Source organism: Flavobacterium azooxidireducens, from assembly GCF_023195775.1.
Taxonomy (GTDB): Bacteria; Bacteroidota; Bacteroidia; order Flavobacteriales; family Flavobacteriaceae; genus Flavobacterium; species Flavobacterium azooxidireducens.
Window position 1 is genome coordinate 327,691 of sequence record NZ_CP096205.1, and the last position, 14,534, is coordinate 342,224.

Below are 14,534 nucleotides of genomic sequence, written 5' to 3' on the forward strand. Positions count from 1 at the left end.
TAATAGAACCTTTTAAACTTCATTTGCTTTTTCAGATTCCTACGGAATGACAAGTTTGTGTGAAAACTGTAACCGAAATCTCCCATCTTCCATCTTCCATCTTCCATCTTCCATCTTCCATCTTCCATCTTCCATCTTCCATCTTCCATCTTCCATCTTCCATCTTCCATCTTCCATCTTCCATCTTCCATCTTCCATCTTCCATCTCCCATCTTCCATCTCCCATCTTAAAGTTTAACGTAAAATTATATCCTCCGTAAATTTGATACAATTTCAATTCAATTATCTTTGTAGATTGAAAATATGAGATACTTTATCAAACTAGCATATAACGGAACCAACTACCACGGGTGGCAAACGCAGCCCAATGCAGTATCTGTTCAGGAAACATTGGAAAAAGCACTTTCTCTTTTACTTAAAAATAAAATAGAAATTGTGGCGGCCGGTCGAACAGATTCAGGAGTTCATGCCAAAGAAATGTTTGCTCATTTTGATTTTGAAGAGGCTATTGATAGTACTTTTTGGGTTCCTAAACTCAATTCCTATCTTCCAAAAGACATCGTAATTCATTCTATTTTTGAAGTGAATGCGGAAGCTCATGCCCGTTTTGATGCCATTGAAAGAACCTACGAATACCACATTCATTCCACCAAAGATGCTTTTATTAATGAATTAAGCTGGTATCATTTTTATCCTTTAAATTTGGAAAAAATGAATCAAGCGGCAAAAATTTTGTTGGAATACACCGATTTTGAATGCTTTTCAAAAGTGAATACCGATGTTTTTACTTTTAATTGTAAAATAAAAAACGCCTTTTGGCAGCAAAATGAGAATCAATTGATTTTTACGATAACTGCCGATCGTTTTCTACGAAATATGGTGCGAGCAATCGTGGGAACTATGATTAATATTGGCCAAGGAAAAATTGAACCGGAACATTTACGAACTATCATCGAAAGTAAAAACCGAAGTCAAGCAGGATTTTCTGCACCGGCTCACGGACTCTATTTAACCCAAATTTTATATCCATACAGCACCGAATGAAAGCATTTGACACTCAATTATTCAAACGGATTTTATTCTACACCAAACCTTATCAATGGCGGTTTAAAGGAGTGATATTTTGGGCAATCGGACTTTCGGTTTTTGCCGCTCTTCGCCCCTATTTATTAAAAAACACAGTTGATGATTACATCAAAACCCATGACAGCCATGGCTTGATGTTTTATATCATGTTGATGGGAATCGTATTAATTCTCGAAGTTATATCACAATTTTACTTTGTCTATTGGGCCAATTGGTTAGGGCAAGATATTGTTCGCGATATCAGAATTAAGCTTTTTGACCACATGCTTCGGTTTAAAATGAAATATTACGACCATTCTCCGGTTGGTCAATTGGTAACTCGTTCTGTTTCGGATATTGAAGCTATTGCACGTATTTTCAGCCAAGGATTATTCATGATTATAAGTGATTTAATGAAAATGGTCGCTGTTATTTTTGTCATGTTTTTTATGAATTGGAAACTTTCGTGGATTGCGATTTTGGCCATGCCGATTTTAATTTATGCCACACGAATTTTTCAATTAAAAATGAAATCGGCGTTTGAGGAAGTTCGAACACAAGTGGCCAACATCAATACTTTCGTGCAAGAAAGAGTGACCGGAATGAAAATTGTTCAACTTTTTTCAAGAGAACAAATTGATTATGAAAAGTTCAAAGTCATCAATGATAAACACAACAAAGCTTGGATTAGAACAGTGTGGTATAACTCGATTTTCTTTCCAATTGCCGACTTAGTGACCTATTTCACATTAGCTTTTGTGGTCTATGTAGGTGGATTATCGCTGATTGGCGGAGACACTACCACCACTTTTGGCGATTTATTTACCTATACGATGTTGATAGGAATGTTATTTAACCCACTCCGTCAAATTGCAGATAAATTCAATGAGATGCAAATGGGAATGATTGCCGCCAATCGTGTTTTTGCTATTTTGGATATTCAGGATCAAGTGCAAGAAAACGGCACGGTTGAAGCTCCACATTTTGAAGGAAAATTATCTTTTCAAAATGTTCGTTTTGGTTATATTGAAGATGAAGAAGTCATCAAAGGAATCAATTTAGAAGTAAATCCGGGAGAAACCATCGCCATTGTAGGTTCCACCGGAGCCGGAAAATCAACAATAATTAATTTATTAAATCGATTTTACGAAATTAATAGCGGAACGATTTCCATCGACGGAAGAAACATCAACGAATTTGAATTGCAAAGTCTTAGAAAACAAATTGCCGTGGTTTTGCAAGATGTATTTTTGTTTGCTGATACGATTCTTAACAATATTACACTTGATAACCCAAACATTACCAGAGAAGATGTAATTGAAGCTGCCAAAAAAATTGGTGTAGATGAATTTATCATGACTTTACCCAATGGCTATGATTATAATGTAAAAGAACGCGGTGTAATGCTTTCTTCCGGTCAACGACAATTGATTGCCTTTTTGAGAGCTTATGTGAGCAATCCGAGTATTTTAATTTTGGATGAAGCCACTTCTTCGATTGATACGTATTCTGAAGAATTAATTCAAAGAGCCACTGAAAAAGTGACCAAAGGAAGAACTTCTATCGTGATTGCTCATCGCTTGGCAACTGTTGTGAATGCTGATAAAATCATTGTTATGGACAAAGGTAAAATTGTAGAGCAAGGAAATCACGCCGAACTATTATTAAACGAAAATGGCTTTTATAAAAATTTATACGATTCACAGTTTGTTACGGAACAGTAGAAAGTTGTCCGTTGTCGGTTATCTGTTATCTGTTTTCGGATAACTGTAAATCCCTAAATAAGGTTGACCGGTTTTTAATACTAATGTTTAAATTTATCACTGATCAAAAATAAAAGTTATTCTGAAATTTTTAGCCCTTTTAACTGGCTAAAAAAATTTTGGAAATAACTTTTATGATTTTTATCCCGAACCATTGTCATAGATTTCAATAATTGGATTTTTATAATTCTTTTTGAAACAATTTTCATAAAACTCTCTCGGTGTCATTTTGTTTAAATTTTTATGAATCCTCTTTTCATTATAATGCCAAACTGCTTTGCTTATATTTCTTTGTAATTCCTCAAATGTTTTTGGCTTCCAATAATCCAAATATTCTTCTTTAATTGTTCTGTTTATCCTTTCAGCATAAGCATTATCTTGAGCAGAAATTGCCATACTGACTCTTGAACCCCTTGACTTTAATAGATTTATATACTCATGATATAAATATTGACTTCCCCTATCGGAGTGATGAATTTTTGGAGCATCATACTCTTTCAAAGCTATTTCTAACGCTTCAAGGTTTGCTGTTCCTCTCATATGGTTAGATATTCTGTGACCAACAATCAACTTTGTATATACATCAACAATAAAAACAGCATAATAAAATCTTTCCCCCAAAGCGATATAGGTAATATCTGATTGCCATATTGTTGACGGTTTATTAACCAAATATCCTTTTATTAAATTTGGATATTGATTTGCAATGGAATAAGTTGTCCGTTTGTAATTCTTTTTATACTGAACTCTAAATCCTAAATCCATCATAATATCTATAAACCTATCTCTTCCTAAAAACTCTGGTCGAAGTACGTAATACATTTTTTCAACCCCACAACCCGGATGCTCTTTCCTTAATTCTTGAGCTTCGATTACTAATTTCTCTACTTTTTCGGTGAATAATTTTTGTTCTTTACAATATTTATTCACAGCTTGTTTAGATATAGTAACAACCTTGTACAGACTATTTAAAGAGAAACTTACTTTTTCTTTGTTCTCTCTAAACCATTGGATTGTAGGGTGCTTGAGTTTTTTTTAATGTCAATATTTAGCTCATCTTTGGCAATATCAATCATCTTTTCCAAATACTCAATCTGAATTTGCTTCTGACCAACTATTTGCTCCAAACTTTTAATTTTCTGCTCTAGCTCTTTTAGCTTTTGAGTGTTACTTTCTTTCATCTCAACAACCCGTATTCCTTTTTTGTTAAAGGTAGAAAATTTATAAATCCATTGATAAATAGATTTATTACAGATACCATATAATTTTTCTAATTGATAAACACTGTAAATTCCGCTTTCATATAACGAAACTATTTCCTGTTTAAACTCGGTAGAATAAAATCGATACTTCTTAATTTTTCTCAAATTTGCTTTCATATAAGTTGACTTTTGTGGTCAACCTATATCAGGGACGTACAAACCGACAACGGACAACCGAAAACAGTCTTCAAAAAACTTTTTAAAAACATATTAAATCATTAAATTCGCAGTCTGTAATTACGAAAATTCAAAAGAAAATGAAATACGATATTATTGTTTTAGGTAGTGGTCCCGGTGGATATGTAACAGCCATCCGTGCCTCACAATTGGGCTTTAAAGTAGCCGTTATTGAAAAAGAAAATTTAGGCGGTGTGTGTTTAAATTGGGGATGTATTCCAACCAAAGCACTTTTAAAATCGGCTCAAGTGTTTGAATACCTGAAACATGCTTCAGATTACGGATTAATCGTAAAAGATTTTGATAAAGATTTTGGAGCTGTAATCAACCGTAGTCGCGGAGTGGCAGACGGAATGAGTAAAGGCGTTCAATTCTTAATGAAAAAAAATAAAATTGATGTAATCGAAGGTTTTGGTAAAGTAAAACCAGGTAAAAAAATAGATGTTACTGCAGGTGATGGAAAAGTGTCTGAATACAGTGCAGACCATATCATCATCGCAACAGGAGCTCGTTCACGAGAATTGCCTAATTTGCCGCAAGATGGTAAAAAAGTAATTGGTTATCGTCAAGCGATGACATTGCCGGAACAACCAAAAAAGATGATTGTAGTAGGTTCGGGTGCTATTGGTGTTGAATTTGCTAGTTTTTATAATGCGATGGGAACGGAAGTAACAATTGTTGAATTTTTACCAAATGTTGTTCCTGTAGAAGACGAAGATATTTCAAAACAATTTGAACGTTCGTTAAAAAAATCAGGAATTACTGTCATGACAAGTTCTTCTGTAGAACGAATCGATACTAGCGGAAATGGTGTTAAAGCATTTGTGAAAACATCAAAAGGCGAAGAAGTTATTGAAGCTGATATTTTATTATCCGCAGTTGGAATCAAAACGAACATTGAAAACATTGGTTTAGAAGATGTTGGAATTGCCGTTGACCGCGATAAAATTTTAGTAAACGATTATTATCAAACGAATATTCCGGGTTATTATGCCATTGGTGATGTAACTCCGGGGCAAGCTTTAGCTCACGTTGCTTCGGCAGAAGGAATTTTATGCGTAGAAAAAATCGCAGGATTACACGTTGAACCATTGGATTACGGAAACGTTCCGGGTTGTACGTATGCTACTCCGGAAATTGCTTCAGTTGGTTTAACGGAAAAACAAGCGAAAGAAAAAGGATACGAATTAAAAGTGGGTAAATTTCCGTTTACGGCTTCCGGAAAAGCAAAAGCTGCCGGAACTCCGGACGGATTTGTAAAAGTAATTTTTGATGCCAAATATGGCGAATGGTTAGGTTGCCACATGATTGGTGCCGGCGTAACCGATATGATTGCCGAAGCCGTTGTAGCTCGTAAATTAGAAACAACAGGTCACGAAATTTTAAAAGCAATTCACCCTCACCCTACTATGAGTGAAGCGGTAATGGAAGCTGTGGCCGATGCGTATGGTGAAGTGATTCATTTGTAATAAGTTATTTAAATTATATAAACCGTTCAATTTTTTAAGTTGGACGGTTTTTTAGGTTATATCTTAATCTTTAATAGCAAAACACTTCTTCCTTCTAAAAAAAGAAGATATATTGATCGATATTATATAAATATGTAGCTTTTAATTATGTTGAAATACATTTAATGATTCATAAAATTACTTACAGTTGTAAGCTTAAATGTCTGCAAAAATCAATGATGAATTTTAAAATTCTTTTTTATAAATATTTTATCATTTTCATCTTTTACAACATAAAAATACTCTCCTTGCTCTAAGTATAATTTCAATGTAGAATCGGTTGAATATAATACTTTATTGAAAACCGGAATTTTTTGACTATTTTTTCTATTGAATACCTGAAAAACAAGACGATTATACTGTTTTTTTAATTTTATCTCAACAACACTTTTATCCTCAAACATCCAATTTTGTTGATTGTTTAAAGGATAAATTAATGACAAATCAACTCTGTTATCATATTCATATATCGAATCATCCTCAGTTAAAATTACTGATGGGGATTTAATATCAAAATTTGAATTAGCCTGATAATAGAAAGAATTATTATTCGTACAATTATCAACTAGAGAAATTTGATCAACTGTAAATGGATTGATACCTGTTAATTCTCTAAAATATTGTGCCATATTTTTATTTCTAGATGATTTTTCATAAATATGACTTCCTCCTGCCAATACTATAATTTTTGCTTCTTTGTCATCTTTAAGAATTTTATTCAGGTTTAATGCTTGAATTGAATCCCTAAAATTGTAACAGTTTTTACTTTCAACACAAGAGATATTACTTTCATAGGATTTAATTTTGAAGCCAAGTTTTAAGGCTTCTGCAACAAGATTTGCAAAATTAGGCTCATTCAAATAAAAGCCTTCCTCATGATTTAATATATAATTTTCTCTAAAATTAGTATTATCAGCCGCTTCAAGAGCTAAATAATTATAACCTAACTCTTTAAAATCTTGAAGTAATGATTTTAAAAAAAACCTTTGATTTGTTCGATAATGCTGTTCATTGAACATAATTACCCTTTCATTTTTTGCTTTATTTATTATAAAAATTTTTCCATCAATGATTTTTAAAGTATCAAATTTATACTGATTATTTTTCCTTTCTGATTTAAATCTCTTACTATATGTATCGAAGTAAACAAGCGAATCATTTGCAAAAGATGAGAAAGTTAACAATGTTTGATAATAAAAATCAATTGCGTCAATCTCTCTGTAGTAATCTTCATTTAACAACAAACAATTTAAGGGTTTCAAATAATTATATTCACTCTCTTTGAAAATTGTATTGGCAAATGCATGTGGATTTTCTTTTTTTTCAGAAAAACACAATTCTTTTTGATTATCATTTAAAATAGGTTTACAACCGACAAAAAAAACAAAGCTACAAATTAAGTAAATTGCTCTCATATGGATTATAAATATTTTTCTAATTTACTATTTTCACGAGCTTATTTTTGTCTAATAATCTGTTTCGATTATTTAGGACTAGTCAATTTAATTACTTAAAGCAAAACAGCTTCCTTCTTAGCCATTTCAAATTCTTCCATAACCGAATCAATAATTTCTTTCACTGGTTTGATATCGTGAATTAATCCGGCAATTTGACCGATTTCTAATTCACCTTCCACTAAATCGCCTTCGAACATACCGCGTTTGGCACGGGCACGGCCTAACAATTCTTTTAATTCTTCGGGAGTTGGACATTTGGCATACAATTCCTGAATATCATTGTAGAACTTGTTTTTAATCAATCGAACGGGAGCTAATTCTTTCAATGTAACCAACGTATCGCCTTCTTTCGTATCAATAATTGTTTGTTTAAAATCAGCGTGAGCAGAACTTTCTGTGGAAGCTGCAAAACGACTTCCCATTTGAACGCCATCAGCACCTAAAATCATAGCAGCCAACATTCCTCTTCCGGTTGCAATTCCACCCGCAGCGATTAATGGAATGGAAATATTTTCTTTCACCATTGGAATTAATGTTAAGGTAGTGGTTTCTTCCCTTCCGTTATGTCCTCCCGCTTCAAAACCTTCGGCAACCACAGCGTCTACTCCGGCTTCTTGAGCTTTCAATGCAAATTTTGAACTACTCACTACGTGAACAACTGTAATTCCTTTTTCCTTTAAAAAAGAAGTCCACGTTTTTGGATTTCCTGCAGATGTAAAGACGATTTTTACCTCTTCTTCAATAATAATTTGAATGATTTCTTCAATATTCGGATACAACATCGGAACATTTACACCAAACGGTTTGTCAGTTGCTTTTTTACATTTTTGGATATGTTCTCGCAAAACATCCGGATACATCGAACCGGCTCCAATTAATCCTAAACCACCTGCATTGCTTACGGCACTGGCTAATTTGTAACCGCTATTCCAAATCATTCCACCTTGAATAATTGGGTATTGTATGCTGAAAAGAGATGTAATTCTGTTCATAAATTCAAATAATTAAGAAAAGCGAATTTACGAAATTACACCCGAACCTACTAATTCATCACCCATATTCCAAGCCACAAATTGTCCTTCTGTAATGGCAGATTGTGGTTCATCGAAAACAACAAATAATCCACTTTCAAATTGATGTAACGTAGCTTTTTGCAATGCTTGACGATAGCGAATGCGTGCCATTACTTCCATTGTTTCGCCATTCTTCAAACGTAAATCTTCTCGAACCCAATGAATTTCATTCGGTTGAACTCTTAATGCTTTTCTGAATAATCCGGGATGAGTATGACCTTGTCCTGTGTAAATTGTATTGGTTTCAATATCAGTGGCAATGATAAATAAACCTTCTTTAGTTCCACCAACATTCAACCCTTTTCGTTGACCGATTGTGAAATAATGAGCACCTTGATGTTTGCCTACCACTTTTCCCATACTTGGCAAATAGTGGAAAGGTTGAGCATCAAAATTCAGTTGATCTTCTATTGATTCAAAAGTTGGTTTTTGTAAAGTATAAATCGGATCATTTTTATCAATTTCGATAATAATGCCTTCTTTGGGTTGTAATTTTTGTTGTAAAAATTCAGGCAATCGCACTTTCCCAATGAAACATAATCCTTGCGAATCTTTCTTTTCTGCGGTAATTAAATCCAATTTTGAAGCAATTTCACGTACTTCCGGTTTGGTCAATTCACCAATCGGAAACAATGATTTTGCTAATTGCTCTTGCGATAATTGACATAGAAAATACGATTGATCTTTATTGTCATCTTTTCCGGCAAGCAATTGATAGATTTCTTTTCCGTCTTTTTCAAGAATTCCTTTACGGCAATAATGTCCGGTTGCCACAAAATCTGCTCCTAAAGAAAGAGCGATTTTCATAAAAACATCAAACTTAATTTCGCGATTGCATAAAACATCCGGATTTGGAGTTCTTCCGTTTTCGTATTCTTTGAACATATAATCAACGATACGATCTTTGTATTCTTCGCTTAAATCGACTGTTTGAAACGGAATTCCGAGTTTTTCGGCTACTAAAAGAGCATCATTGGAATCTTCCAACCACGGACATTCGTTTGAAATTGTTACCGAATCATCGTGCCAGTTTTTCATAAACAAACCGATGACTTCGTAACCTTGTTCTTTCAACAAATACGCCGCAACACTGGAATCTACCCCGCCGGAAAGTCCGACTACTACTCTTTTCATTTCAAAAATTTTTGCAAAGGTAGGGATTTCTGAAATTACTGTTTCTGTGCTTTAACTTTTCTTTTGGCTTCGCCTTTCGCTGTTTTGGGTTTGGCTTTTTTCTTTTCGCTACGGTTTTCTTCTTTTACCAGTTTGTCCTTATCATAAAATTTCCAAATTCCAACTGATTGACCGTTTTTATATTCTCCAACCGTATATTTTCCACCAGCTGCTTCTCTAAAAATTGCTGATCCGTGGTATTCGCCGTTTTTAAAATTTGTTTCTTCTAAAACGACACCATTTTCGGCCACTTTTTTATAAGGTCCATTTTTGATTCCTTCAACATAATTTACCTCTTCGGCAATCAGTCCTGTGTTATAAAATACCTTTTTCACACCATGTAATTTACCATTCTTATAATTCTCTAAATTCATTATGGTATCGGATCGTAGATGATAAAATTTCCATTCGCCTTCATGAATCTTATTGACTAATTTTCCTTCGCTAACTTTATGTTTTCCATTGAAAACTATAGTATAACATGAACCATCTTTAGCAGAAAAATCTCTTGTAGCTACAATTTTTTTCACTTTAGTGTTATCATAAAAGGTAAAAACACCTACTTCCTTTCCATTTTTAAATTCTCCTTCATATTTAGGATATTTAGTATCTTCATAAACACCTTTCCAAAGTCCGTGTTTGTTTCCTTTTTCATCAACTTGATTGATTTTGTCTTGTGCAAAAATTGCAGAGCTAATGAAAAAGATAATGAGAACTATTTTTTTAAAAAATTGGATATTCATGGATTTATTATTTTTTATTTATAAAACTAAACAAAAGCAAAAATAGTATATGATGAGCAGAATTTGTTTGAAAATTCATAAATTTGAAGTTATACCATTTAACATTCAAAACTATGAAAAAATTTCTACTCCTATTTATTTCGATTTTTTCCTTTACATTTTATGGTCAAGTAACATTGAGAATTACTTCAATTCCCGGAAACACACCTTCTGAAGCAACAATCTATTTGGCAGGAAGTGTGAATGGTTGGAATCCGGTTGACAATAATTCAATCATGCAACCGGACGGATTTGGAGCTTATCAACTTGTTATTCCAGAAGGAACAGGAACAGTTGAATATAAATTTACTCGTGGAAGTTGGGCAACTGTAGAAGGAAATGCTTCCGGTGGATTTTTACCTAATCGAACTTTCAGTTTTACAGGTTCTCCACAAACTTTAACCTTAACCATTCAGTCCTGGGAAGATCTTGGAGGAGTAAATAACAGCACAGCCGCTGCAAATGTTCAGATTTTGAGTTCTAATTTTTATATGCCGCAATTGGACAGAAATAGAAGAATTTGGTTGTATTTACCACCGGATTATCAGACTTCTACAAAGAATTATCCGGTTTTGTATATGAAAGACGGACAAAATTTATTTGATAACCTAACTTCTTTTGCAGGAGAATGGGAAGTGGATGAAACCTTAAATACACTTTTTAATCAAGGCGATTACGGAGCAATTGTGGTTGGTATTGACAATGGTTTAGGCGAACGTCAAAATGAATATTCGCCTTGGGTTAATGCTCAATACGGTGGTGGTCAAGGGGATGAATATATGGAGTTTATTGCGGAAACGTTGAAACCTTATATCGATGAAAATTTCAGAACTCGAACAGAACCTCAGTTCAATGCTTTAATTGGAAGTTCATTGGGAGGTTTAATTGCAACGTATGGTGTTTGTGAATATCCAAATCTGTTTCGGAAATTAGGTTCATTTAGTCCAGCCTATTGGTTTGCCTTGGATGATTTGAATTCCTATTTAAATTCACCGATTGATTTATCTAACCATAGAAGTTATTTTGTTGCAGGGCAAAATGAATCATCTACCATGGTAACAAATACAAACACTATCAAAAATGCTATGCAGAATAACGGAATGTCTTCTGATAATACGTTGACAAAATTTGATTCGTATGGAACTCACACAGAAAGTTATTGGCGAGGAGAATTTGGAGCTGCTTATCAATGGTTGTTTATGGATGAAAATTTATCTGTTGAAACTATATCAACCATAAAACCAACTATTATTCAAACGTTAAGCGGAAAACTTTGGTTAGAAGGTTTTGAAGATAACACAACGTTTGAACTTTTTGCTGTAACCGGACAAAAAGTTACTGCTCTACAACTTGAAAACGGAATGAATAGTTTACCTGACAATTTGAAAAGTGGTATTTACATCTTGAAATCTGAAATAAATACAATTAAAGTAATACTTAATTAAGATTTTTTACATTTTGTTTATTAAATTTTTGTTAAAATTAAACAATTTTAAACAATCCTTAAATTCTTAAACATAACAAAATTAGGCAATAAAATAAGGCATTTTATAAAAAAATTAGCTTCTTAAAAAATATAAAATTTCATTTTTGTTTATCATAAATCAAAAAAGATTAAACAATATTGAAAAATAATTTCTATATTTGTATTGAACAATAAAAAACTCAATAACTATGAAAAATGGAAATTTTTTTAAATCGGTACTTTTTGCTTTTTTAGCAATAACTACTTTTTCTTGTAGCGATGATGATGATGCTGGTGCTCCGCAAAGCAATACCATTGCAGCTATCGCTTCTCGCACACCAAATTTAAGTATTTTAGTGCAAGCACTAGACCGTGTAGATTTAGTTGCTGCAGTAGATGGAACAACACAACTTACTGTATTTGCTCCAACTAATACAGCTTTTCAAAATTATTTAACCGCGAACGGGTTAACTAGTTTAGATCAAGTATCTGATGCAGACTTGACTCAACTTTTGTTAAATCATGTAGTTGCTGGTGGTGTTCAGTCCTCTCAGTTATCAACTGGTTACGGAGTAAAAACACTAGCTACCTATAACGGTGGTGCAGACAGAAACCTTAACTTGTATGTTAACACTACATCAGGTGTACGTTTAAATGGTGTTTCATCTGTAGTAACTCCAAACATCATTGCTTCAAATGGTGTGGTTCATGTGGTAGATGCTGTAATTGGATTGCCAACTGTAGTAACTTTTGCTCAGGCTGATCCAACATTTGATTTATTAGAAGCAGCATTAACTAGAGAAGGAAATACTACAAATTTTCCGGCTGCTTTAAGTGCGGCTGGACCATTCACAGTATTTGCTCCAACTAATGATGCTTTTACAGCTCTATTAACCGAATTAGGAGGAATTGGATTGGCAGACATTCCAGAACCTACGTTAGATGCTGTTTTAAAATACCATGTTGCTACTGGAGCATTTGGAAATGTATTGTCTAGTGGACTTACGCCTAATGGTACTACTAATGTTCCAACTTTATTCGGTGCATCACCAACGATTAATATCACTTTACCAGGCACAGGTGGAAATATTGCAAATGTGACTGATGGTGTAGGAAGAGCATCTGGAATTGTGGCTGTTGATGTTCAAGCAGCAAACGGTGTAATTCATGTATTAAACAGAGTTTTACTACCAAACTAATAACAGATTCGCTATGAAAAAGAAAAGCTCCGAAATTTCGGAGCTTTTTTATATTATATATTTAGAAATTACACATGCAAAGCACGATTATCCGTAGCCGCCAAAGCTGCTTCTTTAACCGCTTCTGCAAACGTTGGATGAGCATGACTCATTCTCGAAATATCTTCGGCACTGGCTCTAAATTCCATTGCGGTTACGGCTTCTGCAATTAAGTCGGCACAACGTGGGCCAATCATGTGAACACCTAACACTTCATCGGTTTTGGCATCGGCTAAGATTTTCACAAATCCGTCTGTGTCACCACCGGCTCTTGCTCTTCCTAATGCTTTGAATGGGAAACTTCCTGATTTAAATGCAACGCCTTCTTCTTTTAGTTGTTCTTCTGTTTTTCCAACAGCGGCAACTTCAGGCCAAGTATAAACAACACCCGGAATTAGATTATAATCGATGTGCGGTTTTTGTCCGGCTAAAATTTCGGCAACCATCACACCTTCTTCTTCTGCTTTGTGAGCTAACATCGCTCCACGAACAACATCGCCAATGGCATAAATGTTTGAGGCTGAAGTTTGTAAATGATCGTTTACTTCAATCTGACCTCTATCGGTAACTTTTACTCCTGCTTTGTCGGCATTCAAACCATCTGTATAAGGTCTTCTTCCCACAGAAACTAAACAATAATCGCCTTCTAAAGATAGAATTTCTCCTTTTGGAGTTTCCGCTTCCACTGTTACGGCTTTCCCTTTTCGGTTAACCGATTTTACTTTGTGAGAAGTGTAGAATTTCATTCCTTGTTTTTTCAACACTTTGGTCAATTCTTTTGATAACGATGCATCCATTCCGGGAATAATTCTATCCATAAATTCCACCACAGAAACTTGTGCACCTAAACGTAGGTAAACTTGACCTAATTCAATTCCGATTACACCACCACCAATAATGACTAAATGTTTAGGAACTTCTTTTAGTTTCAATGCTTCTGTAGAAGTGATTACACGTTCTTTATCTAACGTAATGAATGGCAAATTTGATGGTTTTGAACCGGTTGCAATAATCGAATATTTTGCCTCAATCGTTTCAGAAGAACCATCATTTTTGGTCACTTTCACGTGGGTAGCATCTTCAAATGAACCAATTCCTTCAAAAACGGTAATTTTATTTTTATCCATCAAAAACTTGATTCCGCCCGTAGTTTGATCTACAACAGCTTGTTTTCTACCAATCATTTTTTCAAGATTTAATTTCACTTTTCCAACCTCAATACCGTGCTCTTCAAAATGAGCTACTGCATCGTGGTAATGATGAGAAGAAGCAAGTAATGCTTTAGAAGGAATACATCCAACATTTAAACATGTTCCACCTAAAACCGAATATTTTTCGATAATAGCCGTTTTAAATCCTAATTGTGCACAACGGATGGCTGCAACATATCCGCCTGGTCCTGAGCCGATAATGGCCACATCAAATTGACTCATATATTTTTATTTAGTAGTTGAAAATCAGTTAAACGATTGCAAAATTACGAAAGTTTTAGAGGACTTTAATGCATTAACTTATTAAACTTTAGCTAATTTATTATAGATCAACCAACAACATGTCAATGCTTTGAAAAT

At 34.0% G+C, this 14,534-nt stretch carries 13 protein-coding genes; 5 read left to right on the plus strand and 8 right to left on the minus strand.

What is annotated here, in order from left to right; translation table 11 throughout:
- Positions 1-31 precede the first annotated feature (31 nt).
- Positions 32-277, minus strand: a complete 246-nt coding sequence (locus M0M57_RS01480; RefSeq protein ID WP_248434721.1) for a hypothetical protein — start codon at positions 275-277, stop codon at positions 32-34.
- A gap of 26 nt (positions 278-303) precedes the next feature.
- Here M0M57_RS01480 and truA point away from each other — a divergent pair, with 26 nt between their 5' ends.
- Together truA and M0M57_RS01490 are read left to right on the plus strand one after the other, a co-directional pair.
- Positions 304-1,044, plus strand: coding sequence for a tRNA pseudouridine(38-40) synthase TruA (gene truA, locus M0M57_RS01485; RefSeq protein ID WP_248434723.1), 741 nt, complete (start codon positions 304-306; stop codon positions 1,042-1,044).
- Complete coding sequence (locus M0M57_RS01490) at positions 1,041-2,789, plus strand: ABC transporter ATP-binding protein (protein WP_248434725.1); 1,749 nt, start codon at positions 1,041-1,043, stop codon at positions 2,787-2,789. The genes truA and M0M57_RS01490 overlap by 4 nt, the downstream gene beginning before the upstream one ends.
- 180 nt (positions 2,790-2,969) lie before the next feature.
- On the opposite strand, the gene M0M57_RS01495 is transcribed toward M0M57_RS01490, so the two are convergent.
- Positions 2,970-3,842 (minus strand): IS3 family transposase, encoded by an 873-nt coding sequence (locus M0M57_RS01495; RefSeq protein ID WP_326930623.1) that lies wholly within the window; start codon positions 3,840-3,842, stop codon positions 2,970-2,972.
- Positions 3,809-4,207 (minus strand): transposase, encoded by a 399-nt coding sequence (locus M0M57_RS01500; RefSeq protein WP_248433141.1) that lies wholly within the window; start codon positions 4,205-4,207, stop codon positions 3,809-3,811. Before M0M57_RS01500 ends, M0M57_RS01495 begins: the two co-directional genes overlap by 34 nt.
- 140 nt (positions 4,208-4,347) lie before the next feature.
- On the opposite strand from M0M57_RS01500, the gene lpdA (M0M57_RS01505) reads away from it, so the two are divergent.
- Positions 4,348-5,736: a dihydrolipoyl dehydrogenase gene (gene lpdA / locus M0M57_RS01505; RefSeq protein WP_248434727.1), complete on the plus strand. Its 1,389-nt coding sequence runs from the start codon at positions 4,348-4,350 to the stop codon at positions 5,734-5,736.
- A gap of 212 nt (positions 5,737-5,948) precedes the next feature.
- Here lpdA (M0M57_RS01505) and M0M57_RS01510 read toward each other — a convergent pair whose 3' ends face one another.
- The 4 genes from M0M57_RS01510 to M0M57_RS01525 form a co-directional block, all read right to left on the minus strand.
- Entirely contained in the window at positions 5,949-7,190 is a 1,242-nt protein-coding gene (locus M0M57_RS01510) for a hypothetical protein (RefSeq protein WP_248434729.1), read from the minus strand.
- A gap of 95 nt (positions 7,191-7,285) precedes the next feature.
- Positions 7,286-8,224, minus strand: a complete 939-nt coding sequence (locus M0M57_RS01515; protein ID WP_248434731.1) for an NAD(P)H-dependent flavin oxidoreductase — start codon at positions 8,222-8,224, stop codon at positions 7,286-7,288.
- A gap of 27 nt (positions 8,225-8,251) precedes the next feature.
- On the minus strand, positions 8,252-9,439 hold the full coding sequence (gene mnmA, locus M0M57_RS01520) for a tRNA 2-thiouridine(34) synthase MnmA (protein ID WP_248434733.1): 1,188 nt from the start codon (positions 9,437-9,439) through the stop codon (positions 8,252-8,254).
- A 35-nt stretch (positions 9,440-9,474) separates the two neighbouring features.
- Positions 9,475-10,221, minus strand: coding sequence for a toxin-antitoxin system YwqK family antitoxin (locus M0M57_RS01525; RefSeq protein ID WP_248434735.1), 747 nt, complete (start codon positions 10,219-10,221; stop codon positions 9,475-9,477).
- 113 nt (positions 10,222-10,334) lie between these two features.
- Between M0M57_RS01525 and M0M57_RS01530 the strand changes: the two genes are divergently transcribed.
- The gene (locus M0M57_RS01530) at positions 10,335-11,705 is read left to right on the plus strand and encodes an alpha/beta hydrolase-fold protein (RefSeq protein WP_248434737.1); all 1,371 of its coding nucleotides are present in this window, start codon (positions 10,335-10,337) and stop codon (positions 11,703-11,705) included.
- 229 nt (positions 11,706-11,934) lie between these two features.
- Positions 11,935-12,924, plus strand: a complete 990-nt coding sequence (locus M0M57_RS01535) for a fasciclin domain-containing protein (RefSeq protein ID WP_248434739.1) — start codon at positions 11,935-11,937, stop codon at positions 12,922-12,924.
- A gap of 68 nt (positions 12,925-12,992) precedes the next feature.
- Here the strand turns inward: M0M57_RS01535 and lpdA (M0M57_RS01540) are convergent, their stop codons facing one another.
- Positions 12,993-14,396: a dihydrolipoyl dehydrogenase gene (gene lpdA, locus M0M57_RS01540; RefSeq protein ID WP_248434741.1), complete on the minus strand. Its 1,404-nt coding sequence runs from the start codon at positions 14,394-14,396 to the stop codon at positions 12,993-12,995.
- Between the last annotated feature and the right edge of the window lie 138 nt (positions 14,397-14,534).

Bases quoted from the DNA above. Each gene is read 5' to 3' on its own strand.
- truA (WP_248434723.1), top strand. From the start codon at position 304: ATGAGATACTTTATCAAACTAGCATATAACGGAACCAACTACCACGGG.
- M0M57_RS01490 (WP_248434725.1), top strand. From the start codon at position 1,041: ATGAAAGCATTTGACACTCAATTATTCAAACGGATTTTATTCTACACC.
- M0M57_RS01500 (WP_248433141.1), bottom strand. From the start codon at position 4,207: ATGAAAGCAAATTTGAGAAAAATTAAGAAGTATCGATTTTATTCTACC.
- lpdA (WP_248434727.1), top strand. From the start codon at position 4,348: ATGAAATACGATATTATTGTTTTAGGTAGTGGTCCCGGTGGATATGTA.
- M0M57_RS01510 (WP_248434729.1), bottom strand. From the start codon at position 7,190: ATGAGAGCAATTTACTTAATTTGTAGCTTTGTTTTTTTTGTCGGTTGT.
- M0M57_RS01515 (WP_248434731.1), bottom strand. From the start codon at position 8,224: ATGAACAGAATTACATCTCTTTTCAGCATACAATACCCAATTATTCAA.
- mnmA (WP_248434733.1), bottom strand. From the start codon at position 9,439: ATGAAAAGAGTAGTAGTCGGACTTTCCGGCGGGGTAGATTCCAGTGTT.
- M0M57_RS01525 (WP_248434735.1), bottom strand. From the start codon at position 10,221: ATGAATATCCAATTTTTTAAAAAAATAGTTCTCATTATCTTTTTCATT.
- M0M57_RS01530 (WP_248434737.1), top strand. From the start codon at position 10,335: ATGAAAAAATTTCTACTCCTATTTATTTCGATTTTTTCCTTTACATTT.
- M0M57_RS01535 (WP_248434739.1), top strand. From the start codon at position 11,935: ATGAAAAATGGAAATTTTTTTAAATCGGTACTTTTTGCTTTTTTAGCA.
- lpdA (WP_248434741.1), bottom strand. From the start codon at position 14,396: ATGAGTCAATTTGATGTGGCCATTATCGGCTCAGGACCAGGCGGATAT.